The 26024-nt window shown below is 67.0% G+C and carries 21 protein-coding genes and 1 tRNA gene; 13 read left to right on the top strand and 9 right to left on the bottom strand.

Annotation, left to right across the window (positions count from 1 at the left end; translation table 11 throughout):
* Positions 1–102 precede the first annotated feature (102 nt).
* The 10 genes from ACSYAO_RS17430 to ACSYAO_RS17385 all read left to right on the top strand — a co-directional run bounded on the left by ACSYAO_RS17430 (position 103) and on the right by ACSYAO_RS17385 (position 14506).
* Positions 103–1086: a LysR family transcriptional regulator gene (locus ACSYAO_RS17430; RefSeq protein WP_149908735.1), complete on the top strand. Its 984-nt coding sequence runs from the start codon at positions 103–105 to the stop codon at positions 1084–1086.
* Positions 1087–1682: 596 nt separating this feature from the next.
* On the top strand, positions 1683–2114 hold the full coding sequence (locus tag ACSYAO_RS17425) for a DUF2946 domain-containing protein (RefSeq protein ID WP_049461867.1): 432 nt from the start codon (positions 1683–1685) through the stop codon (positions 2112–2114).
* Positions 2115–2186: 72 nt separating this feature from the next.
* Positions 2187–4250 carry a TonB-dependent copper receptor gene (locus ACSYAO_RS17420; RefSeq protein ID WP_049461868.1) on the top strand — a complete coding sequence of 688 codons (2064 nt, stop codon included), beginning with the start codon at positions 2187–2189 and terminating at the stop codon, positions 4248–4250.
* Positions 4251–4525: 275 nt separating this feature from the next.
* A complete protein-coding gene (locus ACSYAO_RS17415; RefSeq protein ID WP_440566006.1) occupies positions 4526–5632 on the top strand; it encodes an efflux RND transporter periplasmic adaptor subunit in 1107 nt (368 codons plus the stop codon).
* Complete coding sequence (locus tag ACSYAO_RS17410; RefSeq protein ID WP_049425136.1) at positions 5629–8754, top strand: efflux RND transporter permease subunit; 3126 nt, start codon at positions 5629–5631, stop codon at positions 8752–8754. The genes ACSYAO_RS17415 and ACSYAO_RS17410 overlap by 4 nt, the downstream gene beginning before the upstream one ends.
* Positions 8747–9286, top strand: coding sequence for a GNAT family N-acetyltransferase (locus ACSYAO_RS17405; RefSeq protein ID WP_049399968.1), 540 nt, complete (start codon positions 8747–8749; stop codon positions 9284–9286). Before ACSYAO_RS17410 ends, ACSYAO_RS17405 begins: the two co-directional genes overlap by 8 nt.
* 178 nt (positions 9287–9464) lie before the next feature.
* On the top strand, positions 9465–10985 hold the full coding sequence (locus ACSYAO_RS17400; protein WP_032130211.1) for an alanine/glycine:cation symporter family protein: 1521 nt from the start codon (positions 9465–9467) through the stop codon (positions 10983–10985).
* A complete protein-coding gene (locus tag ACSYAO_RS17395; protein ID WP_149908734.1) occupies positions 10978–11814 on the top strand; it encodes a TrmH family RNA methyltransferase in 837 nt (278 codons plus the stop codon). Before ACSYAO_RS17400 ends, ACSYAO_RS17395 begins: the two co-directional genes overlap by 8 nt.
* A 237-nt stretch (positions 11815–12051) precedes the next feature.
* Positions 12052–13044: a hypothetical protein gene (locus ACSYAO_RS17390; protein WP_032130209.1), complete on the top strand. Its 993-nt coding sequence runs from the start codon at positions 12052–12054 to the stop codon at positions 13042–13044.
* Positions 13045–13054: 10 nt separating this feature from the next.
* Positions 13055–14506 (top strand): alanine/glycine:cation symporter family protein, encoded by a 1452-nt coding sequence (locus ACSYAO_RS17385; protein WP_049399972.1) that lies wholly within the window; start codon positions 13055–13057, stop codon positions 14504–14506.
* A 264-nt stretch (positions 14507–14770) separates the two neighbouring features.
* On the opposite strand, the gene ACSYAO_RS17380 is transcribed toward ACSYAO_RS17385, so the two are convergent.
* The 4 genes from ACSYAO_RS17380 to ACSYAO_RS17365 form a co-directional block, all read right to left on the bottom strand.
* A complete protein-coding gene (locus tag ACSYAO_RS17380; protein ID WP_049461870.1) occupies positions 14771–16192 on the bottom strand; it encodes a M28 family peptidase in 1422 nt (473 codons plus the stop codon).
* 224 nt (positions 16193–16416) lie between these two features.
* On the bottom strand, positions 16417–16821 hold the full coding sequence (mscL, locus tag ACSYAO_RS17375; protein WP_032130206.1) for a large-conductance mechanosensitive channel protein MscL: 405 nt from the start codon (positions 16819–16821) through the stop codon (positions 16417–16419).
* Between the two features lie 55 nt (positions 16822–16876).
* The gene (locus ACSYAO_RS17370; protein ID WP_032130205.1) at positions 16877–17593 is read right to left on the bottom strand and encodes a fumarylacetoacetate hydrolase family protein; all 717 of its coding nucleotides are present in this window, start codon (positions 17591–17593) and stop codon (positions 16877–16879) included.
* A 75-nt stretch (positions 17594–17668) separates the two neighbouring features.
* Positions 17669–17950 (bottom strand): hypothetical protein, encoded by a 282-nt coding sequence (locus ACSYAO_RS17365; RefSeq protein WP_005410817.1) that lies wholly within the window; start codon positions 17948–17950, stop codon positions 17669–17671.
* A 178-nt stretch (positions 17951–18128) separates the two neighbouring features.
* Between ACSYAO_RS17365 and ACSYAO_RS17360 the strand changes: the two genes are divergently transcribed.
* Complete coding sequence (locus ACSYAO_RS17360; protein ID WP_049401603.1) at positions 18129–18464, top strand: Rieske (2Fe-2S) protein; 336 nt, start codon at positions 18129–18131, stop codon at positions 18462–18464.
* 510 nt (positions 18465–18974) lie between these two features.
* Here ACSYAO_RS17360 and ACSYAO_RS17355 read toward each other — a convergent pair.
* The 4 genes from ACSYAO_RS17355 to thiS all read right to left on the bottom strand — a co-directional run bounded on the left by ACSYAO_RS17355 (position 18975) and on the right by thiS (position 22732).
* Positions 18975–20822: an SLC13 family permease gene (locus ACSYAO_RS17355; RefSeq protein WP_010481466.1), complete on the bottom strand. Its 1848-nt coding sequence runs from the start codon at positions 20820–20822 to the stop codon at positions 18975–18977.
* 27 nt (positions 20823–20849) lie between these two features.
* Positions 20850–21584: a tRNA (guanosine(46)-N7)-methyltransferase TrmB gene (gene trmB, locus ACSYAO_RS17350; RefSeq protein ID WP_010481468.1), complete on the bottom strand. Its 735-nt coding sequence runs from the start codon at positions 21582–21584 to the stop codon at positions 20850–20852.
* Positions 21584–22378 carry a thiazole synthase gene (locus tag ACSYAO_RS17345; protein ID WP_010481470.1) on the bottom strand — a complete coding sequence of 265 codons (795 nt, stop codon included), beginning with the start codon at positions 22376–22378 and terminating at the stop codon, positions 21584–21586. Before ACSYAO_RS17345 ends, trmB begins: the two co-directional genes overlap by 1 nt.
* Positions 22379–22531: 153 nt before the next feature.
* The gene (gene thiS, locus ACSYAO_RS17340; protein ID WP_008265079.1) at positions 22532–22732 is read right to left on the bottom strand and encodes a sulfur carrier protein ThiS; all 201 of its coding nucleotides are present in this window, start codon (positions 22730–22732) and stop codon (positions 22532–22534) included.
* A 207-nt stretch (positions 22733–22939) separates the two neighbouring features.
* On the opposite strand from thiS, the gene ACSYAO_RS17335 reads away from it, so the two are divergent.
* Both ACSYAO_RS17335 and ACSYAO_RS17330 read left to right on the top strand, forming a co-directional pair.
* Complete coding sequence (locus tag ACSYAO_RS17335; protein ID WP_149908732.1) at positions 22940–24793, top strand: autotransporter outer membrane beta-barrel domain-containing protein; 1854 nt, start codon at positions 22940–22942, stop codon at positions 24791–24793.
* 128 nt (positions 24794–24921) lie between these two features.
* Positions 24922–24995: transfer RNA gene (locus ACSYAO_RS17330), tRNA-Gly, on the top strand.
* A gap of 137 nt (positions 24996–25132) precedes the next feature.
* Here ACSYAO_RS17330 and ACSYAO_RS17325 read toward each other — a convergent pair.
* Positions 25133–25870: a hypothetical protein gene (locus tag ACSYAO_RS17325; protein WP_049463496.1), complete on the bottom strand. Its 738-nt coding sequence runs from the start codon at positions 25868–25870 to the stop codon at positions 25133–25135.
* Between the last annotated feature and the right edge of the window lie 154 nt (positions 25871–26024).

Below are 26024 nucleotides of genomic sequence, written 5' to 3'. Positions count from 1 at the left end.
GCCCGGAAATGACCAGATACCTTTCTTAAACAACCTTTGGTTATAAGCTGGTGACGGCAATTGACCCTAGAGTGGACCTCCGCCCCACGCCGCCTGCCTCCCATGACGCTGACCCAGCTGCGCTACCTGGTTGCCATCGCCGACGCCGAGCTGAACATCACGCTGGCCGCCTCGCGCGTGCACGCCACCCAGCCCGGCCTGTCCAAGCAGCTCAAGCAGCTGGAGGACGAGCTGGGTTTCCTGTTGTTCGTGCGCAAGGGCCGCAGCCTGGAGTCGGTCACCCCGGCCGGCACCGAGGTCATCGCCCGCGCTCGTGCGGTGCTGGCCGAGGCCAACAACATCCGCACCTACGCGGCCAACCAGCGCCGCGAGAGCCAGGGCCAGCTGATCCTGACCACCACCCACACCCAGGCGCGCTTCGTGCTGCCGCCGGCGGTGGCAGCGATCAAGCAGGCCTATCCCCAGGTGAGCGTGCACCTGCAGCAGGCCGGCGAAGCCGACGCGCTGGACCGCTTGAACCAGGGTGATGCCGACATTGCGATCATCAGCACCGCTGGCGGTGAGCCCACCGACGGCATCGCGGTGCCGCTGTTCCGCTGGCGACGTCTGGTGGTGGTACCGAAGGGCCACCCGCTGGACCGCGTCGGCCGCGCCCCAGACCTGGCCGCGCTGGCCCGCCAGCCATTGATCAGCTACGAATCCTCGACCCGGCCGAATTCCTCGTTGCAGCGCGCCTTCGCTGCGAACGGCCTGGTGCCGGATCTGGCGCTGACCGCGCTGGATGCCGACCTGATCAAGACCTACGTGCGTACCGGTCTGGGCGTGGGCCTGCTGGCGGAGATGGCGGTCAGTTCCAACGACGAAGACCTGAGGTCGTGGCCGGCCCCGGAGCCGATCACTGAGTGCATTGCCTGGGCGGTGCTGCCTCGCGATCGCGTGCTGCGTGATTACGCGCTGGAGCTGGTGCACGTGCTGGCACCGCAGATCGATCCGCGTGATCTGCGCAGGGTGCTGGATGGCAACCAGGCGGCGGCGTGGCCGGTGCCACCGACGTGGGAGTCACTGACCCAGACCATCACGGTGTGAGGGGTTGGTCGAGCAGGGCTTGCAGCCCTGCACCTGCTGTGGACAAAGGCAACAGCAACAGCAGAAGCGGCATTCCGTGGGTTGGCGGGGCGGTGTCGGAGTGCGGGGACGCTGCAAGTACGTCCCTGTAAGCTTGGCAGCCGCATCCATGCGGCTGACACCCCGCACTCCGACACCGCCCCACCTCTGACAGATTCCGGCGGCTGTTGGTAGGTGTCGACCTTGGTCGACACGGTAGATCCACGCCATGCGTGGATGCTTTTCGATTCCAGTTCGAAATGTTCGATTCCGATGGAGATTCATCCACGCATGGCGTGGATCTACTGCAGATCGCAGAAATCTGTCGAAGGCGGGGTGGGTCCGGTTGCGGGGACGTGAGCCGCATGGATGCGGCGACCGAGCTTACATGGACGTACTTGCAGCGGCCCCCGCAACCGGACCCACCCCGCCTACCCACAGGAAGCCAGCTTTTGATGTTGCTTCGGCTCTTGACGTGGACGTGGCCTCTGCGGGTGCAGGGCGCAGCCCTGCCGAAAAACCCCTCCTGCGACGGTTCGTCGCACGGGCAACCCTGGACCCGGCTCTAAACTAGCGGGGTGACCCGCCTGTCCCGCCCGCAGCGCCTCCTGCTCCAGCTCGCCGTCCTGGCGACGCTGTTGATGGTGCTTGCGCCACTGGTCAGCCGCGCGCTGCAGGCGCAGCCGATGGAGCATGCCGCGATGGCAGGCATGGACCACGCCGCCATGGGCCATGACATGCACGACATGGCCATGGCCGGGCACGATCAGCACGGCGTCGCGCCGGCCGCGCCCAGCCGCCCGCCCGACCCCCACGCCGTGCACGGCGAAGCCTGCGAATACTGCGTGCTGGCCATGCGCCTGCTGCCGTGGCTGGCGGTGCTGGTGCTGCTGTTGCCGCTGCTGTGGCGGCCGCGCCTGGTGTTCCCGTGGTCGCAACAGGTGCTGCCGGCACTGCGTTGGCCGGCGCATGCCGCGCGCGGGCCACCGCGCTTCTCCTTCGTCCGCTGATATCCCTATCGAATCTGCCGCACGACGCCTGACCCGGCGCCGTGCGCGCGTGCGTACTTTGGAGCTGTTCCGATGAAAATGACTTCCCGCCCCGCGGGCGCCTGCGCGCGCCTGCCGGTTGCCCTTGGCCTGGCCGTGGCCGCGTCACTGGCCCACGCTGCGCCTGCCGAAGAGGCACGTACCCTCGACACGATGGTGGTCACCGCCGCCGCACCGTCGTCCCCGCTGCACTGGGTGACCGACCCGCGCCTGCCGCGGCAGCCGGTGCCGGCCAGCGACGGTGCCGATTACCTGAAGACCGTCCCCGGCTTCTCCGCCATCCGCAACGGCGGCACCAACGGCGACCCGGTGCTGCGCGGCATGTTCGGTTCGCGCCTGAACATCCTCAGCAACGATGGCAACCTGATCGGTGCCTGCCCGTCGCGCATGGACAATCCGCTGTCCTACATCGCGCCGGAAAGCTTCGACCGGCTGACCATCATCAAGGGCCCGCAGAGCGTGCGCTGGGGGGCGGGCGCGTCGGCCGGCACCGTGCGTTTCGAGCGCGATACGCCGCGCTTCGAGGAGCCGGGCCTGCGTGCCGATGCCAGTGCGCTGGTCGGTTCGCGCAACCGCAACGACCAGGTGCTGGACCTGACCTTGGGTAACCCGACAGGCTACGTACGCGCCAGCGGCAACCGTTCCGAAGCCGATGACTACAAGGACGGCCACGGTGACGTGGTGCCGTCGAAGTGGCGCAAGTGGAACGGTGACGTAGCCATCGGCTGGACGCCGGATGCCGACACGCTGCTGGAAATTTCCGCCGGTGCCGGTGATGCGATCGCGCGTTACGCGGGCCGTGGCATGGACGGTGCCGCGTTCGAACGCACCAGCTACGCGGCGCGTTTCGAGAAGCGCAACCTGCCGGGGGCATGGGACACGCTGCAGGCCAACGTGTACTACAACAACGCCGACCATGTGATGGACAACTACACGCTGCGCACGCCGAACCCGAACAGCATGATGCCGATGCCGATGGCGTCGAACGTGGACCGCCGTACCCAGGGCGGCCGGGTCAGTTCCGAGTGGCGCTGGCAGGATGTGCAGCTGGTGGCGGGTGTGGATGGCGAAGACAGCCGCCATCGTGGGCGCATGGGCATGGGCCGCGACACCTACCGCCAGGCCGCCTGGGAAACCGATGCCAACTTCCGCCGCTATGGCGTGTTCACCGAGTTGACCCTCGGCGCCGGCACCGAGCAGCGCTGGATCAGCGGCCTGCGCATCGACCGCGCCAGCGTCCGCGATGAGCGGCAGTCGGTGCGCGGGATGATGGGCAGCCGGCCGAACCCGACCGCTGGCCTGCAGCGCAAGGAATGGCTTGGCAGCGGCTTCCTGCGCTACGAGCAGGACCTGGCCGATGGCCTGACCTGGTACGCCGGCCTCGGCCACAGTGAACGCATGCCCGACTACTGGGAGCTGTTCTCGCCCAACCACGGCCCGGCCGGTGCAGTGAACGCGTTCACCGGCGTGCAGCCCGAGCGCACCACCCAGCTTGATGTGGGCATGCAATACAAGGGGCCCCGTGTGCAGGCGTGGGTGTCGGCGTACGCCGGGCAGATCCAGGACTACATCCTGTTCACCTACCACGGCAGCGGCATGATGGGCATGAGCCAGGCCCGCAACGTCGATGCCCGCATTGCCGGTGCCGAGGCGGGCCTGGAAGTGAGCGTGGCCGAGCAGTGGAAGCTGGGCGGCACGCTGGCCTATGCCTGGGGCGAGAACCGCGACCAGCATCGCCCGCTGCCGCAGATGCCACCACTGGAAGCACGCCTGAGCGCGAACTGGGAAGGCCAGCGCTGGAGTGCCGGTGCGCTGCTGCGCGCGGTGACCCACCAGCATCGTGTCGCAAATGGCCAAGGCAATGTGGTCGCGCAGGACCTGGGGCCGAGTGCCGGCTTCGCCACCTTCGCGCTCAACGCTGCTTACCGCTTCAGTTCGCAGCTGCAGCTCAGCGCGGGCGTCGACAACCTGTTCGACCGTGCCTACAGCGAGCACCTGAATCTGGCCGGCAGCGCCGACTTCGGTTTTCCGGCTGACCCGGTGCGCATCAACGAGCCGGGCCGCAGCCTGTGGATGAAGGTGAACTACCGGTACTGATCCGCCGGGTGTAAAAAAAACCGGGGCCGGATCCCCGCCAGGATCCGCCCCCGCCCGACGCCCTCTGCCGGGCAGCTTCGACTCTACGATGGCAACGCCTGCGGTGCACGGCTGGATACACCTCGACACATGCCGACACCGCTGCGGTCAGCCTTGCACGGAACGGGTTCACGGCGCTATCGCGACGCCGGTTCCACGCCAGTAAACGCTTGGCACATATCGCTTCTGTGGGCGCTTGCCTACACTCGGCGGCCGTGGATCACTCAGGACCGTTCATGTTGGCTCGCATCGCTTCGACCCTGGCCCTTGGCCTCAGCCTGGCCGTGCTGGCCGGGTGCGCGGGCAAACAGGAGGCCGCCGCCCGTCGGCAGGGAGAAGCGGTGCCGGTCACCGCGCAGGTCGTGCAGTCCACGCAGTGGAATGACACGCTGCAGGCACTGGGTACGGCCAAGGCGCGCGAATCGATCAGCGTCACCGCCAAGGTCAGCGAGATCGTCGAGAAGGTGCACTTCGAAAGCGGCCAGCATGTTGCCGCTGGTGCGCCGATCGTGACCCTGCGCGGGCAGGCCCAGGAGGCCGCGCTGGTGCAGGCGCAGGCCACCTTCCATGAGGCCGACCAGCTGTACAGGCGCCAGCGCGAGCTGGCCACGCAGCGGCTGGTGTCCAGCGCCACGCTGGATACGCAGAAATCGATCCGCGATGCCGCCGAGGCGCGTGTGGCGCAGATGCAGTCGGACATCGGTGACCGCCGCGTGCGTGCACCGTTCGCCGGTGTGCTCGGCATCCGCCAGGTCAGCCCGGGCACGTTGCTGACGCCGACCACGGTGATCGCCACGCTCGACGACATCGAACACATGCACATCGATTTCCAGGTGCCGGAAGTGGAACTGGCCGCGCTCGGCGTCGGTGACAAGGTCAGTGCCACCAGCGTGGCGTGGCCAGGCCGTACCTTCGAGGGGGTGGTCAGCACCATCGACGCACGCATCGATCCGGCCACCCGTGCGGTGACCGTACGGGCCGACTTCGCCAACGGCGACCATGCCCTGCGCCCGGGCATGCTGCTGGACGTGCGCCTGTTCCACCCCGAGCGCCCGGCGCTGGTGATTCCGGAAATCGCCGTGGTGCAGGTCGGTCGCGATACCTTCGTGTACTGCATCACCGCCGACGACAGCGTCGAGCGCGTGGATGTGGTCACCGGCGCGCGCCGTGCCGGCGTGGTCGAGATCAGGCAGGGCCTGGAAGCGGGCCAGCGCATCGTGGTCGATGGCACCGGCAAGCTGCGCCCGGGCCTGAAGGTCGCAGCCAAGGACGCGGCACCGGCCACGGGTGCCAAGCCGGCTGATGCACCGGCGCCGGTCGCGGCCGAGGGCCACGGCGGATGAAGCTGTCCGACATCTCCATCCAGCGGCCGGTGTTCGCCGTGGTGATGAGCCTGTTGCTGCTGGTGCTGGGCGTGATGTCCTTCACCCGCCTGACCCTGCGCGAACTGCCCGCCATCGATCCGCCGATCGTTTCGGTATCGGTGGATTACACCGGCGCTTCGGCCGCGGTCATCGAAAGCCGCATTACCCAGGTGCTGGAAGATGCGCTGGCCGGCATCGAAGGCATCGATACGATCAACGCGCGCAGCACCAACGGCCGCTCGCAGGTCAGCATCGAATTCACCTCCAACCGCGATATCGAAGCGGCGGCCAACGATGTGCGCGATGCGGTCAGCCGCGTCGCCGACCGCATGCCGGAGGAAGCGCGTCCGCCGGAGATCGCCAAGGTCGAGAGCGATGCCGACCCGATCATCTGGTTCAACATGGTCTCCTCGACCATGGACACGCTGGAGCTGAGCGACTACGCCGACCGCTACGTGGTTGATCGTTTCTCCAGCCTCGATGGCGTGGCCCAGGTCCGCATCGGCGGCCGCCAGCGCTATGCGATGCGGATCTGGCTGGACCGCGACCAGCTGGCGGCGCGCGGGCTGACCACCGGCGACGTGGAAACCGCGCTGCGCAACGAGAACGTGGAACTGCCGGCCGGCCGCATCGAGTCGACCGACCGCGATTTCACCCTGCGCGTGGAGCGCAACTACATCAAGCCCGAAGACTTCGCGACCATCCCGCTGGGCAAGGGTCGTGACGGTTACGTGGTGCGCATGGGCGATGTGGCGAAGATCGAGCTGGCCTCGGCCGAGCGCCGCGCGTACTACCGCAGCAACGGCGAGCCGGGCATCGGCCTGGGCATCGTCAAGACCTCCACCGCCAACTCGCTGGACGTGGCGCGTACTGCGCGCGCTGAAGCCGAACGGGTCGCGCTGACCCTGCCCAAGGGCACGCAGATCTTCGTTGCCTTCGACAACACCACCTTCATCGAAGCCGCGGTGGACCGCGTCTACGCCACGCTGGTGGAGGCGATGATCCTGGTGCTGGCAGTGATCTGGCTGTTCCTCGGCAGCTTCCGCGCTGCGCTGATTCCGGCGGTGACGGTGCCGGTCTGCCTGGTCGCGGCATTCATCGCGCTGTATGCGTTCGACTTCTCGATCAACCTGCTGACCCTGCTTGCGCTGGTGCTGTGCATCGGCCTGGTGGTGGACGATGCGATCGTGGTGGTGGAGAACGTGCAGCGCCGCATCGACCTGGGCGAACCCCCGCTGGTGGCGTCCAAGCGCGGTACTGCGCAGGTCGCCTTCGCGGTGATCGCCACCACCGCGGTGCTGGTAGCGGTGTTCCTGCCGGTCGGGTTCCTGGAAGGCAATACCGGGCGCCTGTTCCGCGAACTGGCAGTGGCGCTGGCGGCGGCGGTGGCGTTGTCCGCCTTTGTGGCGCTGACGCTGACGCCGATGATGGCCTCCAAATTGCTCAAGCCGCATACCGGGCAGGCACCGCGTGGCCTGCATGGCTTCATCAACCGCAACCTGGAACGCCTGGCCGGGGCCTATGGGCGGGTGCTCGACCACCACGTGGACCGCACCTGGATCTACCTGCTGGTGATGGTGGCCGCACTGGCCGCCAGCTGGGGCCTGCTCAAGCTGCTGCCGTCGGAACTGGCGCCGGCCGAAGACCGCGGTTCGTTCCAGATCATGATCGACGGCCCGGAAGGCGCCGGCTACGACTACACCGTGCAGCAGGTGCAGCAGGTGGAATCAATGCTGGCACCGCATGTTGGCCCGGACAAACCGATCGTGCGCGCCAATCCACGCGTGCCCGGTGGTTGGGGTGCCAGCGAGGAAATGCACACCGGCCGCGTCAGCATCTTCCTGCAGCCGTGGCGCCAGCGCAGCGAAGGCACGCCGGAAGTGGCCAACGAACTGCAGAAGGAACTGGACACCATCCGCGGCGTGCGCGTGCGTACGCAGGTGGGCGGTGGCCTGGTGCGCAGCGGCGGGCAGCCGTTCCAGATCGTGCTGGGCGGCCCGGAATATGCCGAGATCGCGCAGTGGCGCGACCGTATCCTGCTGCGCATGGCCGACAACCCCGGCCTGGTCGGCCCGGACTCGGATTACAAGGAAACGCGGCCGCAGATGCGGGTCAACATCGACCGCCAGCGTGCGGCCGACCTCGGCGTGCCGGTCACCGCGATCGGTTCGGCACTGGAAACCATGATGGGCTCGCGCCGCGTCACCACCTTCGTCGACAACGGCGAAGAGTACGACGTGCTGGTGCAGGCCGGTCGCGATGGCCGTGCCAGCCCGGCCGACCTGGCCGCCATCCGCGTGCGCGCGACGTCCGGCGAACTGGTGCCGCTGTCCAACCTGGTCACGCTGAGTGAGGTGGCCGAGGCCGGCACCCTGAACCGCTTCAACCGCCTGCGCTCGATCACCATCAACGCGGGCCTGGCGCCGGGCTATCCGCTGGGTGAGGCCATTGCCTGGGCGCAGCAGGTCACGCGCGAGGAGCTGCCGCAGTACGCACAGGTGAACTGGAAGGGCGAATCGCGCGAATACCAGAGTGCCGGTGGCGCGGTGCTGCTGACCTTCGCCATGGCGCTGCTGGTGGTCTACCTGGTGCTGGCCGCGCAGTTCGAGAGCTTCATCCACCCGCTCACCATCATGCTGACCGTGCCGCTGGGCGTGCTCGGCGCGCTGGTCGGGTTGTGGGTGAGTGGCGGTACCGTGAACCTGTTCAGCCAGATCGGCATCGTCATGCTGGTCGGCCTGGCCGCGAAGAACGGCATCCTCATTGTTGAATTCGCCAACCAGCTGCGTGACGACGGAAGAACCGTGCGCGAGGCGATCATCGAATCGGCGATGGTGCGCCTGCGCCCGATCCTGATGACCTCGATCGCCACCGTGGTCGGCGCGATTCCGCTGGTGGTGGCCGGTGGCCCCGGTTCGGCCAGCCGTGGCACCATCGGCATCGTGATCATCTTCGGTGTGACCCTCTCGACGTTCCTGTCGCTGTTCGTGGTGCCGGCGTTCTACGCGCGGCTGGCGCCGTACACGCGCTCGCCGGAAGCGGTGAAGCGCGAGCTGGAGAAGCAGGAGGCGGAGTCGCCGTCGGTGGGTGGGCATGCCTGATCCGACCACCGTGCTGCGAGGCGACGGCTTCCAACTGCGCCCCTGGCGCCCGGATGATCTGGAATCGCTGCTGCGCCATGCCAACGACGCCGAGGTATCGCGGGGCCTGCGTGATCGTTTCCCGTACCCGTACACGCGCGAGGATGGCGAGGCCTTTCTCGCCGGTCGCGTGCTGGCCCCTGGCACCCTGAACCTGGCCATCGAGATCGACGGCCAGGCCTGCGGCAGCGTCGGGGCCCAGCAGGGCAGTGCTGAGCGCGGGCACATGGCGGAACTGGGCTACTGGCTGGGCCGGGCCTACTGGGGCCAGGGGCTGATGACCCGGGTGGTCGGCCTGTTCGCACCCTGGGTGATGGACGAGCTGCGCCTGTTCAGGCTGCAGGCCGGGGTGGTCGACTTCAACCTCGGCTCGGCCCGGGTGCTGGAAAAGAACGGCTTCCAGGAAGAAGGCGTGGACCGCTGCGCGGTCTACAAGCGCGGGGTGCTGCACGACCTGCGCCGCTTCGCCCGGGTGCGCACGCAGCTGCCCTGAACACGCGGGCCGGCCGCGGTAGAGCCGAGGCCGTGCTCAGCCGCCGTCATCACCACGCCGAGCATGGGCTCGGCTCTACAACACAGCGCTACCGCAGCGGCCTTCGATCAGGGAGAATCGACCGGTCCCCTCCAGCCGACGGGACGTCCTCACAACCCGCCGACTGGAGAGAGCGCGCGTGGAAGCTACCGTACATTTCATCAATAGCATCATCTGGAGCAAGGCACTGATCTTCGTGTGCCTGGGCGCCGGCCTGTTCTTCAGCCTGCGCACGCGCTTCATGCAGATCCGCGGCTTTCTCGAGATGTGCCGCCTCACCGTCAAGGGTGAGAAATCCGACGCCGGTGTGTCGTCCTTCCAGGCCCTGGCCATGTCGATGGCCGGGCGCATGGGTATCGGCAACATCGCCGGCGTGGCCACCGCCATCGCCTTCGGCGGCCCCGGTGCGATCTTCTGGATGTGGGTGATGGGCTTCCTCGGCGCATCCACCTCGTACGTGGAATGTACGCTGGCACAGATCTACAAGACCAAGGACGCCGAAGGCCGTTACCGTGGTGGCCCGGCGTACTACATCGAAAAGGCCATGGGCCTGAAGTGGTACGCGCTGGCCTTCGCCATCGCCACGATCATTGCCGCCGGCTTCCTGATGCCCGGCGTGCAGGCCAACGCCATCGCCGACAGCATCATCAACGCCTGCCGTGGCACCGCACTGTGCGGCCCGCTCGATGGCCAGGCCTTCGGCATGGAGTCGGTGCAGGCGCTGAAGCTGGGCATCGGCATCGTGGTGGCGCTGCTGCTGGGCGTGGTGATCTTCGGTGGCGTCAAGCGCATCGCCAACTTCGCCGAAGTGGTGGTGCCGTTCATGGCAGCCGGCTTCATCCTGATGGCCATTGTCATCATGATCATCAACTACGACCGTGTGCCGGAGATGTTCAACATCATCTTCAGCAGCGCCTTCGGCACCCACGCCGCGTTCGGCGCGATGATGGGCCTGGCGGTGGAGTGGGGCATCAAGCGCGGCATCTACGCCAACGAAGCCGGCCAGGGCTCGGGCCCGCACGCGGCAGCCGCCTCGGAAGTCTCGCACCCGGCCAAGCAGGGCTACGTGCAGGCCTTCGCCATCTACTTCGACACCATGATGGTGTGCACCGCCACCGCGTTCCTGATCCTGGCCAGCGGCACCTACAACGTGTACTCGCCGGCAGGTGCCGGCGCCCCGCCGATCTTCCAGGGCTTGGCCGGCATTCCGGAAGGCGCGGGCTATGCCCAGGCGGGTGTGGAAGCCGTGCTGCCGGGCTGGGGCTCGGCGTTCGTGTCCATCGCCATCTTCTTCTTCGCCTTCACCACCATCATGGCGTACTACTACATGGCCGAGACCAATCTCAGCTATGTGAACCACAACAAGAAGCGACCGCTGACCGTGCTGGTGCTGCGCCTGGGCATCATCGGCATGGTGGTGTTCGGCGCGTTCCATAATGCAACCCTGGCCTGGGCGCTGGGTGACATCGGCGTGGGCCTGATGGCCTGGCTGAACATCATTGCCATCCTCATCATCCAGAAGCCGGCCATGCTGGCCCTGCGTGATTACGAACGACAGAAGAAGCTCGGCCTCGATCCGATCTTCGACCCCGATGCCCTGGGCATCAAGAACGCCGATTTCTGGCGTCAACGCAAGCTGGAGTTGTCCCGTAGTGAATGATCCCTGGAAGAACGCCCGCCGCCCGTCGTCGCGACCGCCGCGGGCCACCCCGCTGCCACCGCGTGAGGGCGGCACCCCGCCACCGCCGGGGCGTGGCAATGACGAACTGCGCCTGTATGGCTGGAACGCCGTGCAGGCCCTGTTCGCCAAGCGCCCGCAGGCGCTGCGCAAGCTGTACCTGGTGGACGCGCTGATTCCGCGCATGCAGCCGGTGTTGAAGTGGTGCGTGGCCAACCGTGTGGGCTACCGCGTGGTGGAGGAGGGCGACCTCAACAAACTGGCCGCTACCACGCACCACGAAGGCCTGGTGGCCGACGTGCTGCGCGCGCCTGTCGTACCGCTGGCGCAGTGGCTGGAGGATCTGGGCGAAGGCCCGGCGTTGGCGCTGTGGCTGGACGGTGTCGGCAATCCGCACAACTTCGGTGCGATCCTGCGCTCGGCCGCGCACTTTGGCGTCAAGGCGCTGCTGCTGCCGGCGGGCAGCACGCTTGCGCTGTCCGGTGCCGCTGCGCGCGTGGCCGAAGGTGGTGCGGAGTCGGTGCCGCTGGTGCAGTTGCCGGAGACCGCCCAGGCGATGGCGCAGCTGCGTGCGGCCGGCTTCGGGCTGGCCGCGACCCTCGTTGATGGTGGCGACGACGTGTTCCGTGCGTCGCTGCCGGAACGGTTGGTGTACGTGATGGGCGCCGAAGGCGAGGGCATGGACCGCGGGCTTGCCAGCGAATGTGACCTGCAGGTCTCGATTCCCGGCAGCGGCGCGGTGGAGAGCCTGAACGTGGCCTCGGCCACGGCCGTGCTGCTGGCACAGTGGGCGAGCCGCCGCCACGGATGATCCCGTCGTGCTGATGCTGTGTTGATCTCCTGACCCGGCCCTTGCGGCCGGGTTTTCTTTTGCGCGGCGCAAGAGCGCAAACGATGCACGCGCAGCAAACTGGGTCATCCGCGTCAGCTTGCGTTGCTTCAAACACGCTTGATGGACAGGCAAGCAATTTTAGTATTTGTCTCATTGCTGGGCCGTTTCCTGCATCGCACGGTGGAGTTCCTTCCAACGTCGTACAGGAGTGGTTCCATGCATCGAATCCAACGCCGCACACGTCGCACTTGCCTGGTGCTGGCACTCGCTGCGCTTGCCGCACCATCGCTACAGGCCGCGGAACGCAGTCTCGATGGTGTCAATTTCACCGGCCCGTTGATCACGCCGAATCCGGCCGGCCTGCCGCAGGGCAACTGGTACATCGAGCCCTATCTGGTGCGGGTCGACAGCCGCGACCACTACGACAACAACGGTGATCGTCGCCGCAGTGCCGGGCACAGTGGCGCCTGGGCCACGGTGGTGCCGATCATCTATGGCTTCAGTGACCGGGTGATGGGCCAGGTCAATCTCAGTGCCTCGCGCTCCGAATCCGGCAGTGCGCGCAGCAGCGGCTTCCGCGCCGGTGACACCACCGCACGCCTGCAGTACCTGCTGCAGGCGCCGAATGCCGATGGCACCCGTCCGGCCATCTCGGTCGCGCTGGTGCAGCGTTTCAGCACCGGCAGCCATGACCGTATCACCGGCAATCCGCTGGATGCACAGGGCGACGGCGTTCAGCGCACCACCGCGGCGCTGGGCGTGCAGCAGGTGGTGTGGCTGGGCAATGATCGCCCCGTGCGCTGGCGCGCCCAGCTCAGCGCCGGGCCGGCACCGTCGCGCACTGCCATTTCCGGCACCAGCGTGTACGGCACCGATGACAGCTTCCAGGGGCACATTTCGCGCGGCTCGGTACTGGGCCTGTCGGTAGGCGCCGAGTACAGCTTCAATTCGCGCTGGGTGGGGGTGATGGAAATGGCCGCCAGTCGCGAGACCGGCCAGCGTCTGAGCGGCTTCGCACGCAACGGCAGTGGTGCGATCGAGCGGATTGAAGAGCACCGTCCGGCCAGCCGCAACGTCAGCCTGGCGCCGGCGGTGGAATACCACTTCAGCCCGTCGCTGGGCCTGATCGCCGGCGTCGAATTCACCGTGGCCGGGCGCAACACCGGCCGCATCATCAGCCCCCAGGTCGCCCTGGGCATGTTCTTCTGAGGGGCTGCCGATGAACATCGAATCCATCGTCAACACCATCCTCGGCATCGTCTGGAGCCCTTACCTGGTGGTGCTCTGCCTGCTCGCCGGCCTGTACTTCAGCGTGCGTACCCGCTTCATCCAGTTGCGCGCGCTGCCGGAGATGCTGCGCCTGATGTTCCGGCACGAGCGCTCCGAAGCCGGTGTGTCACCGTTCCAGGCCCTGTCGCTGTCGTTGTCCAGCCGCGTCGGCGTCGGCAACATCGCCGGCGTTGCCATGGCCATCGCCTTTGGTGGCCCGGGCGCGATCTTCTGGATGTGGATCGTCGCCTTCCTCGGCGCCTCCAGCGCCTTCATCGAATCCACGCTGGCACAGATCTACAAGGACCGCGATGCCAAGGGCCAGTACCGCGGTGGCCCCGCGTACTACATCGAAAAGGGCCTGGGCCAGCGCTGGTATGCAGTGCTGTTTGCGCTGGTGACCGTACTGGCCGGTGCGATGCTGGCCGGCACCCAGTCCAATGCGATCACCAGTGCGGTGAACGAAGCCTGGGACGTGCCGGTGATGACCACCACGGCGGTTCTGCTGGTGGTGCTGGGCGCAATCCTGATCGGCGGTGTGCGCCGCATCGCGCGGGTTGCCGAGTGGGTGGTGCCGTTGATGGCGGTGGCGTATCTGCTGGTGGCGGCACTGGTAATGGTGCTCAATGCAGAGAAAGTGCCGGAGGTGATCATGCTGGTGCTGCGCAGTGCATTCGGTGTGGATGCAGCGTTCGGTGCAATGATCGGCACCGCCATCCAGTGGGGCGTGCGCCGTGGCGTGTTGTCCAACGAGGCCGGCATGGGCAGCGGTGCGCATCCAGCCGCCGCCGCCGAAGTCACCCATCCGGTCAAGCAGGGCCTGGTGCAGTCATTTTCGGTCTACATCGACACGATGGTGGTGTGCAGTGCTACCGCCTTCCTGATCCTGTCCACGGGCCTGTACAACGTCTACGACCCGGCTGTGAACGGCATTCCGGATGAGGCGCGCCTGCTGCTGGGCAATCTGCCTGGCGTCGAGGCCGGGCCGCGCTTCGTGCAGCACGCGGTGGAGTCCGCGCTGCCGGGCTTCGGCCGCTCGTTCGTGGCGCTGGCGATCCTGCCGTTCGCGTTCACCACCATCCTGGCGCTGTACTACATGGCCGAGACCAATATCAGCTACCTGTGCCGTGATCGTCCCGCGCCGTGGGTGATGGGCGGGTTCCAGCTGCTGTTCCTGGCCGCGACCGGCTACTCGGCGGTGAACAGTGCGACGATCGCGTGGTCGCTGGGCGACATCGGCGTCGGCCTGATGAGCTGGTTGAACATCATCGCCATCCTGCTGCTGCAGAAGCCAGCGCTGGCGGCGCTGCGCGACTACGAACAGCATCGCCAGGCGGGCAAGGATCCGCTGTTCAACCCGAAGCTGCTGGGTGTGCGCAACACCAGCGTGTGGGAGGGCTGACAGGATCGGGTCAGATCCCTCGCCACGGCGAGGGCTCTGACCCACGCCATCGCCCGGTGGGTGCGCCATTACTCGGTGGATGCGCCCTTACCCGGTGGGTGCGCCATTACCCGGTGGGTGCGAACCTTGGTTCGCACCGCCCTTCCCGCTGCGTTCGCCGGGCATGAACCCTTTTCAATGCCGAGCGGGAGGTTCCGCGCGCATTGCGATGCGCTCATTGCAATGGCGCCCACAGGTCATGGGGCGCGGCCCGGCGCTACCGCATCACTCGTTCGGCGGCGTGGTCGCCTTGGCTTCGCTGCCGAAGTTGCCATCGGCCTCTGCCGCCAGGTACGCGAACACGGTGTACGCGGCCACGTTCTGCGCCAGCGCCTTCGGGTCGATCTTGTCCAGCGTGTCGTCGGCGGTGTGGTGCAGGTGGAAGTAATCCGAGCCGTCCTGCGCCAGCCATGCCCACGCGCCACCCTTGGCGGCCAACGGGCCGACGTCCGGGCCCGGGCCACCCTTGTCGGCCTGGTACTCGATGCCCAGCGGCTTCATCACTTCGGCAATCTGCTTCGTCGCTTCGCGCGAGCCTTCCGGGTTCGGCGAACCGGTATTGAAGGCATAGATGCGGCCGGCACCGAAGTCACTCTCGGCCGCCAGCTGGTGCAGGGCCACGTCCTTGGCATGCGCCTCGGCGTAGGCCTTGCCGCCATACAGGCCCTGTTCTTCGTTGGCGAAGGCGATCACGCGGATGGTGCGCTTCGGCGCCTGCTTGAGCTGGCCGATCAGATGGCCCGCAGCCATGGTGATGCCCACGCCTGCGCCGTCATCCACCGCGCCGGTGCCCAGATCCCAGGAATCCAGGTGGCCGCCGATCACCACCACTTCCTTCGGCAGGCTGCGGCCGGTGATCTCACCGATCACGTTGTACGAGGTGGCGGTGCCATCCCAACCGCAGTCCAGCGCCACCTTCACGGTGGTGCTGCCACGTGCCAGCAGGCGGGCCAGCTGGTCGGCGTCGGGCACCGACAGTGCTGCAGACGGCACCGGGGTCAGGCCGTCGTCGAAGCGGGTGATGCCGGTGTGCGGCACGCGATGCGAGTCGGTACCGGCCGAGCGCATCAGGAAACCGACCGCGCCCTTGCGGATCGCTTCGGACGGGCCCTTGCTGCGGATCGCGCCGCCACGGCCGTAGTCGCGGCCATCGCGGAACGGCAGCATCTGGTAATCGACGAACGCGATCTTGCCCTTCAGCGAACCGGCCGGTGCGGCCTGCAGTGCGGCCAGGTCGGCGAAGCGGACCACTTCGGCTTCAACGGTTCCGCCCGGGCTGCCACCCAGCGCCGTGATCTGCAGCGGCTGCGGGTTCCTGCCGGTCACCGCGGCGTGTTCACTGCGGCGCTCCCACTTCGGGAACGTCACCGGTTCCTTCCACACCTTGTCGAAGCCGAGGGCCTTGAACTTGGCTTCGGCCCAGGCCACGGCGCGGGCGTCGGCCTCGCTGCCGGCGATGCGCGGGCCGATTTCGGTGGTGAGCGATTCAACCACTTTCCAGCCGGTGTCATCGGCCAGCGCCTGGTCGCGCAGCTGCGCAGCGGTGGACAGCGACGCCGGGGGCAGGGTGGTGGTGTGCGGCGCCGCGAAGGCCGGGGCGGCCAGCAGGGCGAGGGAGGATGCGATGGCAAGGACGCGGCGACGCATGGACAGCTCCGGGAAGGGACCAAGCCTTGGAGCTTAACAGTCGTTCAGCCCGGCGCATGGGCGGGAGGTCATGGCTGGCGCGAACGCTGTTTTCCGCCATGACCGGCAAAGCGAAAGCCCCGCCGGGGCGGGGCTTTCGTGCAGTCGCGGTAGTGCCGGCCGCTGGCCGGCTCCCGCATGTTCCGATGTTGCCGGCCAGCGGCCGGCACTACCGGTAGGCGGCCTTACTTCTTCAGGCTGTCGCGGATCTCGCGCAGCAGCACCACTTCCTCGGCCGGTGCGGCCGGGGCGGCTTCCTGCTTGCGCGACAGGCGGTTGATCGTCTTGACCACCAGGAAGATGGCGAAGGCCACGATCACGAACTGGATCAGCGTATTGATGAAGTCGCCGTAGCCGATCACCACGGCCGGGATTTCCTTGCCGTCGGCACCGATGCTGGCCGGTGACAACGTCCACGCCAACTGCGAGAAATCCACCTTGCCGATCAGCATGCCCAGCGGCGGCATGATGATCTTCTCGACCAGTGCGGTCACGATCTTGCCGAAGGCCGCGCCGATCACCACGCCGACGGCGAGGTCGATGACGTTGCCGCGCATCGCGAATTCCTTGAACTCGGTGAGCATTCCCATTGTTGTTTTTCTCCGGTGGGGGAAGTGGACAGCGCGCAGGGTAGCGCAGGTGATGTCAGCCGGCGATCACGCCGTGGCGCTCGGCCACGTTTTCCAGGCGGGCACTGAAGCGGTCGCCGGGCTTCAGCGCGGCCACTCCGGACGGGGTGCCCATGAACACCAGGTCGCCGGCGCGCAGCTGCCACAGCTTGGACAGCTCGTGCAGGATCTCCGGCACGTTCCAGATCATCTGGTCCAGCAGCGCCTGTTGGCGCACTTCGCCGTTGACCTCCAGCGACAGGTTCAGCGCGGCCAGGTCGCCGACTTCCTCGGCGTGGACGATTTCACTGATCGGCGCGGAAGCATCGAAGCCCTTGGCCGCATCCCACGGGTGGCCCTTGTCCTTGGCGGCGGCCTGCAGGTCGCGGCGGGTCAGGTCCAGTCCAACGGCATAGCCGTAGACCAGCGCCTCGGCGTCGGCCATGGCCAGCTCGCCCACGGGCGCGTCACGGCCGATCGCCACCACCAGCTCCACTTCGTGGTGCAGGTTGGCGGTTGCCGGGGGATAGGGAATGGCATCGTCGTGGCCGACCACGATCGCATCGGCCGGCTTGCTGAAGAACATCGGACGGCCGCGATCGTCGGCCGCCGGCACTGCTGCGCCCATTTCGCGGGCATGGTCGGCGAAGTTGCGGCCGACGCAGTAGATACGGTGCACGGGGAAACTGCCGCCACCGGCTACCGGCACACGCGGCAGGGCTACGGCAGGGATCACATCGGAGACATCGGACATGCGAGCATCCAGGAAGGGCGTGCCCGCAGTCTAGAACGCATGGCGCCCGCCGTCAGCGGGCGCGTAGGGCGTGGATCAACGCGAGGCCGGCAGCACCGGCTTGCGCACCACGCGGTACTCGCCTTCGACCACGGTCGGATCGACCGGACGGGCAACGCCCGGCTTGCGCGAGGCCAGCAGCTTCCACGCCAGGCCGACCAGGATCATCGCCGCACCGACGAACACGCCGATGAACACCATCGCCGCCAGGATCGCCAGGCCGAGCAGGCCCACGGCAACGCGCACCAGCGGGTGACGCGGCTTGCGCGGCGCGAACAGGGTGCGGAACTGGTTGAAGGCGGATGCGCGATTGAACATGGCGGCTCGATAGGCTGGGATCAGCGAAACCAGAGTATCGGGACGTGCCACTGTCATTGAGTGAAAAACTCGTTAAATATAGCCTGTGCTTATTACGAATCAATGACTTGTGTTCATGTTGCAGCCAGTCACCTGAGCGGGCGTGCGACAATGCGCGTTTACTGTCCGAGCCTTCGCCATGACTGCCGCCGCTGCCCTGATCGCCCTTGATGCCATTGCCGATGGCGCGTTTGCCGAGGTCGAAGCGGTGGTTGATGGCGATGCCGAATCGCTGGTGCTGTACCGCGACGGCGCGCAGGTGCGTGCGTTCCTGAACATCTGCCCGCACGCCGGCCGTCGCCTGGACTGGGCGCCGGGCCAGTTCCTGAAGAGCCGCGAAGGCCACCTGGTGTGCGCCGCCCACGGCGCCTCGTTCGCGCTGGACAGCGGCGACTGCATCGCCGGCCCCTGCAAGGGCGACCGCCTGCGCGCGGTGCCGGTGGACGTGCGCGACGGGCAAATCTACCTGGCCTGACCTATCGGTGTGCGGACCAACGGTCCGCACCCACCGGATCAACAGATATCCAGAGATCCATCCACGCATGGCGTGGATCTACCGTGTCGACCACGGTCGACATCTACCAAAGCAGTGCAGGACGCCGTTCCGACAGATCGCAGAAATCTGTCGAAGGCGGGGTGGGTCCGGTTGCGGGGGCGTGAGCCGCATGGGCCCGAGGCATGCCTCGGGCGGGTTGGGCAGGACGCCCAACCCCGGTCTTGCCGTGTGCGCAGGAAAGCGCACACGAGCAAGCGGCGACCGAGCTTACATGGGTGAGGGCGCTTTGCTTGCGAAGCACTGCTTCGCAAGCGCCCGAACGCACAGCCGCCAGCGGCTGGGCCGGGTCCCGGAGGGGGACTTGCAGCGTCCCCCGCAACCGGACCCACCCCGCCATCCCACGGAATGCACGCTTCTGCCGTTGATGTTGCCGGCCAGCGGCCGGCACTACCGGGGTGCAGGGCGCAGCCCTGCCAACAAACCTCAACCTCAGAACATCAGGTTGATCATCAACACCACTACGCAGGTGTAGATCAGTGACAACGGGCCGCCGACCCGCCACATCTCGCGCGGGGTGTAGTTGGCCGGGCCGGTGATCATCGAAATCACCGGGTTGGAGGCCGTCATCAGGTTGTTGGACGCCGACAGCGCCACGATCAGCGCGAACGCCGTCGGGTTGCCGCCCGCCGCCAGCGCAAGGTTCACCGCAATGGGCACCATCACGATGGTGGCGCCCACATGGCTGATCACCAGCGAGAACGCCGTGGTCAGCAGCGCCAGCGCCACCTCCAGCACCCACACCGGGATGCCGGTGGGCAGCTTGTCGATGGTATGGCCGGCCACCCATGCCGCCGCGCCACTGGAATCCATCGCCCAGCCGAGCGGGATCAGCCCGGCCATCATGAACACCGTTTTCCAGTTGATCGAGGCGTAGGCCTCGTCCATGCGCAGCACGCCGGTCAGCAGCATGCCGGCCACGCCGGTCATCAGCGTCAGCGCCACCGGCAGCTTGCTGGTCAGCGCGATCAGGATGGTCAAGGCGAAGATCGCCATCGCGATCTTGAACTTGTGCGGGCGCTGCTCGCCGGTCGGGTAGTCGGTCACCACCACGAAGTCACGGCTGCGGGCGGCCTGCGCCAGGTCGGTCCAGATGCTGTGGAAGACCAGCATGTCGCCGGCGCGCAGCTGCACGTCGCGCACGTCCTCGCGGATCACTTGCTTGTCGCGGTTGATCGCCAGCAGGCTGATGCCGCGCTCCTTGCGCAGGCGCAGATCGGCTGCGCTCTTGCCGATCACGTTCGAGGTCGGCGGCACCACCGCTTCGGAAATGCCGGCGCGGCTGGGGTTGAACAGGTCGCCCAGGTGCTTCAGCCGCGAAGACATGCGCAGGAACTGGTTCTGCGCGAAATCGTTGATCTGCTCACGCGGGCCCATCGCGCCGAGCACGCTGCCGACCCAGATGCGCATCTCCGCCGGTGGCGCCAGGCGGGTGTCATTGCCGGTTTTCAGGGCCAGCAGCAGCGGGGCATCGTGCAGGTTCTCGGCCTCGCCCAGGGTCATGCCCACCAGCGGGCTTTCGGCACTGACCACCAGCTCGAACACATCGCCTTCGATGCCATAGGTCTTGGCGAAGTAGCTCTCGGTGCGCGCGGGCGTGACCCCGTCGTTGACCAGGTTCTCTTCCTCGATCAGCTTGCGGTCGCCGTAATAGCGGAAGTACAGCAGCGAGGCGATCAGCAGGGCCACGCCGATCGGCAGCGGCGCGAACATGCGCAGCGGCTCGATGGTGGCCAGGCCGGAAGGCAGGTTGTTGTTGGCCGAGGCCAGCAGATCGTTCAGCAGGATCAGCGGTGAATTGCCGACCATGGTCAGCGCACCACCCATCACGATTGCCGCCGAAATGGGCAGCAGCAGGCGCTGCAGGGTCAACCCGGTGCGCGCGGCCAGTCGCGAGGCGACCGGCAGGTACAGCGCCATCACCGAGGGGTTCTGCATGAAAGAGGAATTCAGGCCGGCAATGGCTGTGGTCATCATCAGCAGCCGCTGCTCGACACCATGGCCGCGCCGCAACAGCCACGCGGCCAGCCGGTTCAGCGCCCCGGTGCGGTCCAGGCCCGCACCGAGGATGGTGGTGGCGATGATGCTCATCACCGCGTTACCGGAGAAGCCGCCGAAAATTTCCTCCGGCGCGATCAGCCCGGTGACACCGAGCACCACCAGCACCACCAGCGCGACCACGTCGGCGCGGATGCGCTCGAACAGGAACATCGCCATCGTGAAGCCGACCAGCCCGAGCACGAGCTTCATGTCGTTGGTCAGCGTCAGCGCGGTATCCATGTGGGGCGCGGTGTCCTCAGGCGATCGTCAGGTGCGGTCGTACAGCAGGTCCCAGACGCCGTGGCCGAGCTTCTGGCCGCGGGTCTCGAAGTGGGTCTGCGGCCGCCAGTCCGGACGCGGCACGCTGCCACGCGGGCCGGCGCGGTTGACCAGGCCAGCGGTGGCGTCGAGCACGTCCCACATCTGCTCGGCGTAGTCTTCCCAGTCGGTGGCGCAGTGCAGGCGGCCGCCCGGGCGCAGCTTGCGCACCAGCAGCTCGGCAAATGCAGGCTGCAGCAGGCGGCGCTTGTTGTGGCGCTTCTTGTGCCACGGGTCCGGGAAGTAGATGCGCACTTCATCCAGCGCGCCATCGGCAATCTCGTTCTGCAGCACTTCCACCGCATCGTGGTGGTACAGGCGCACGTGGTCGGCGTTGTCGTCGGCCAGCGCGTTCAGCAGCCGGCCCACGCCGGGCGCGTGCACTTCGATGCCGATGTAGTCACGCGACGGATCATGCTGGGCGGCGAAGCGCAGCGCGGCACCGTTGCCGAAGCCGATTTCCAGCACCTTGTGCGCCGGGCGGCCGAAGGTGGCGTCCAGATCACGCGGCTGGCCGTTGTAGTCGATGCCGAAGCGCGGCCAGCGCTCGTCGAACGCGCGCTGCTGGGCGGGGGTGAAGCGGCCCTGGCGCAACACGAAGCTGCGCACCTCGCGGCGGCCCTCGCTCACGGTGAAGGGCTTGGGCGGGGCCTTGGAACCGGCGCTGTCGAAGGGATTGGTCATCAGCCGATCAACCCATCCACCGGAGAGGAGGCGCTGGCGTAGCGCTTGCGCGGGATGCGCCCGGCCAGGAAGGCCTCGCGGCCGGCCTCGACCGCCTTGCGCATCGCACTGGCCATCAGCACCGGGCTGCGCGCACCGGCAATGGCGGTGTTCATCAGCACGCCGTCGCAGCCCAGCTCCATCGCGATCGCCGCATCCGACGCGGTGCCCACGCCGGCGTCGACGATGATCGGCACCTTGGCGTCTTCGATGATCTGCAGCAGGTTGTACTTGTTCTGGATGCCCAGGCCCGAACCGATCGGCGCAGCCAGCGGCATCACCGCAGCGCAGCCGATCTCTTCCAGGCGCTTGGCCAGGATCGGGTCGTCGGAGGTGTAGACCATCACCTCGAAGCCGTCCTTGACCAGCTGTTCGGCGGCCTTGAGGGTCTGCACCACGTCCGGGTACAGCGACTTCTGGTCGCCCAGCACTTCCAGCTTGGTCAGGTTGTGGCCGTCCAGCAGTTCGCGCGCCAGCCGGCAGGTGCGCACCGCGTCTTCGGCGGTGTAGCAGCCGGCGGTGTTGGGCAGGATGGTGTAGCGCTCCGGCGGCAGCACGTCGAGCAGGTTCGGCTCGCCCGGGTTCTGCCCGATGTTGGTGCGGCGGATGGCCACGGTGACGATCTGGGCGCCTGCAGCCTCGGTGGCCAGGCGGGTTTCTTCCAGATCCTTGAACTTGCCGGTGCCGGTGAGCAGCCGCGAGCCATAGGTCTTGCCGGCGATCACCAGCGAATCGGGGGAGACATGAACGTTCATGGCGCGATTATCGCTTATCCGCCTGAAGATGGGATCACGCAATGGCGTGCAGCCAGCAGGAGGGTAAAGGTAGTGCCGGCCGCTGGCCGGCAGATGCAGGGTGCCTGACGGCGTCGGATTGCCGGCCGGCGGCCGGCACTACCCGGGATGGCCTCAGCCCCCGCCCAGCGCGTGCACGATCTCCACCACGTCGCCTTCGGCCAGGACATGCTCGCCATGGCGGCTGCGGCTGACGATCTCGCCGTTGACCTCCACCGCCACCCGGCGCTGCAGCAGCTGCTCGGCCTCAAGCAGGTCGTGGAGGGTCGCCGAGGCGGGCAGGGTGCGGGGTTCGCCGTTGAGCTGGATGTTCATCCCTGCATTGTCGCTGATAGCCCGTCGGGATCGGAACGTTTGTAATTTGAACCGGGCGCCAGCTCCGGCACAGCAGGTTTCGGCGTGGTCAGGCGACAATCCATGCGGCGGCGCAGCGTGAGCAAACGGCGGCGCGGTGAAACCATTGACCGTGCGCCGGCGTACGTGCGCCGGATTCCAACTTGTTTACCCCACAGGAGTTCCTAGATGCAGCTCAGCAAACACCCGATCCGCTCCCTCATGGCGGCTGCGATCGCACTGGCCGCGCTGCCGGCCATGGCAGGCGAAAATCCGTACTCCAAGGCGGTGTTCTTCGGTGACAGCCTCACCGACGCCGGCTACTTCCGCCCGCTGCTGCCCGAGGCCACGCAGGGGCTCTCCGGCCAGTTCACCACCAACCCGGGCTGGGTGTGGTCGCAGCAGGTCGCCAATTACTACGGCCTCAACAAGGACCCCAACGGCAACGGCCAGAACGGCGACAACTACGCTGTCGGCGGCGCCCGCGTGTCGGTCGAAGGCAGCGGTGCCCTCGGCGCGATCCCGTCTCTGAAGTCGCAGGCGGCCCGCTACCTGGCGGCAAACGGTGGCAAGGCTGACCGTAACGCCCTGTATACCGTCTGGGGTGGCGCAAATGACCTGTTTGCCGCCGCCGGCGCTGCCGGTGCGGGTGCGCCGCCGGCCCAGGTGCAGGGCATCATCGGTGCGGCGGTTACCGACCAGATCGCGCTGGTCGGTGCCCTGAAGCAGGCCGGTGCCCAGTACGTGCTGGTGCCGAACCTGCCGGACGTGGGCATCACCCCGCAGTTCCGCGGCCCGAACGCGGCGGCTGCCACCGCCATGTCGGTCGGCTACAACAAGGCGCTGTATGGCGGCCTGAAGCAGGCGGGCATCGAGTTCATTCCGCTCGATACCTTCAGCATCCTGCGTGAAGTGACCGCCAACCCGGGCATGTACGGCTTCACCAACGTCACCGGCACCGCCTGCAAGATCAACCCGGCCAACACCACGGGCAGCATCATCGGCTGCAACCCGACCACCTACGTCAGCCCGGATGCGTACCAGACCTATCTGTTCGCCGATGGCGTGCATCCGACCGTTACCGGTCACCAGCTGCTGGGCCAGTACGCCGTCTCGGTGCTGGAGGCTCCGCGCCTGCAGCAGGTGCTGAGCCACTCGGCACAGACCGTCGGCCGTTCGCGTGCCGACCAGGTCAGCAACCACCTGGGCGCCCGTCCGGCCGATGGCCTGTCGTGGTGGGGTGGCGTGCGCGGTGACCTGCAACGCTATGACCACGCCGACCTGTACGACGGCGTGGCGCCGGCCGGCCTGTTCGGTGTCGACTGGGCACGCAACGGCGTGGTGGTCGGCGGCTTCGCCGGCTTCGGTCGCATGAGTGCCGACTTCGGCAACAGCCGTGGCGACTTCACCCAGAAGGACACCACCGCCGGCCTGTTCGCTGCCTGGTATGGCGACCGCGTCTGGGTCAACGGCCAGGTCAGCTACACCTGGTTGTCGTATGACGTGAACCGCAAGGTCCAGCTGGGCCCGGCTACCCGCGAACACGGTGGCTCGCCGGACGGCAGCAACCTGACCGCTGCACTGAATGCCGGTTACGAGTTCGGCACCGAAGGTGGCTTCCGCCACGGCCCGATCGCTGCGGTGATCTGGCAGAAGGTCAAGATCGATGGTTACAGCGAAAGCGCTGCTGCGGGCACGCTGGCCACCGCCCTGGGCTACGACCGCCAGAACGTCGACTCGACCGTCGGCCGCATCGGCTGGCAGGCCCGCTTCGATGGCGGCACCGTCAAGCCGTACGTGCAGGTGACCTACGACCACGAGTTCGAGGACACCAAGCAGGCCAGCGCGTGGCTGCAGACCCTGCCGGAACTGGGCAGCTACCGCGTGCCGGGCCTGGACTTCGACAAGAACTACGCCACCGCTGTTCTGGGTGCGCGCATGGAGCTGTTCGGCCTGCAGGGCAACGTTGGCCTGAGCACCACGGCCGCGCAGAAGCGTGCCCGTGACGCGACGATTTTCGCCACCGTGGGTGGCAGCTTCTGATGAATGCAACATCCCGGGCACCGCAAGGTGCCTGGGATGCCTGCACGGCAGCGCCGGGCCATGCCCGACGGGTGCGGCGGCCACCATTGCGCAACACCGGCCGCTCCGCATAGACTTTCACCCGCAATGCGGGCGTAGCTCAATGGTAGAGCTGTAGCTTCCCAAGCTACTGACGTGGGTTCGATTCCCATCGCCCGCTCCATGTCTCCAAGGTGTTCACCCCAGGCAGACGCGGCGCAATCGTTGAACCACACCCCAGTCCAGCGTGTGGCAACGGCGCCGGAACCTCATTCTTCAATGCGTCGGGCTGTGGCTCTTCCGAACCACAGCCCGGGTGGCTTATGCGCCCGCTTGCGCAGCCGCGTCCTTGGCCGCGGCAGTGACGGAACTCCCGAAACCGGTATAGGTCGATCCGTTGCAGTGCAGGTATGCGCGGAAGACGACGCCATTCAACTCGGCGTTGTCAAAATAGCAGTGCGTACCGGTCTTGGATGATTTCTTCACAAGCCGCATTGCCATGGCGTTTGAATCGTCGACGCTGGAGCCAAGACCGGCAACGCTCCAGGACTGGCCGGGGCGGTTGCAGGTGTAGGGGTACTTATAGCCATGCGCCGACCCATAGTAGTAGTCGACATTGCACCAGGCCTGCGTCGCCGCCAGGTTGATGGCCAGCTCAAGTACGTTCTGTCCCGCAGTGGTGGTCGTCATGCCATAGGCGGAAAGCGGCGTGGAACTGCACTGCGCCTTGATACCGACACCCGGTGCCCGGAGGCTGACATAGGGGTCGCGCGCGAAGACACTGCAGACGGGACCTTCCTCGGCGACGGCAAGGAAGCCATTGGTGTTGGCCGTCGCAGCATCGATATTGCTGCCAACGCCAGCGACCGTTCCATTCTTGCCGCAGCGCCGGATCACCACCCCTCCGCCGTTCGGCAGCATGTCCATGCCGGGGTCGCAGATGCCAGGCCCGATCGAGGATGCCCCTGCCGGTCCGGTGTAATCACGTTCGGCGTTTGCGGCCATCGGGGCCTGGGTGGAAAGCAGTGCCAGCATCAGCGGAAAAGAAATCGCAGCCATTCAAAACCTCGAATCCATGAGTGAGTCGTGACGCTAGCAGAGGCGCCATTCTGGAAAACTGGAATTCGACCAATCCGCCACTGCTGCAAGCCAGTGATCCGATTCAGAATGCCCACGCCCATGGAAATGTGCGGTAGTTCGCGCTGCGTCTCTG

The organism is Stenotrophomonas sp. STK16_22 (assembly GCF_051984505.1).
In the GTDB taxonomy this organism is placed as follows: Bacteria; Pseudomonadota; Gammaproteobacteria; order Xanthomonadales; family Xanthomonadaceae; genus Stenotrophomonas; species Stenotrophomonas maltophilia_A.
The sequence above is the reverse complement of the archived record's forward strand: the minus strand, read 5'-3'. Positions and strand labels throughout refer to the sequence as shown.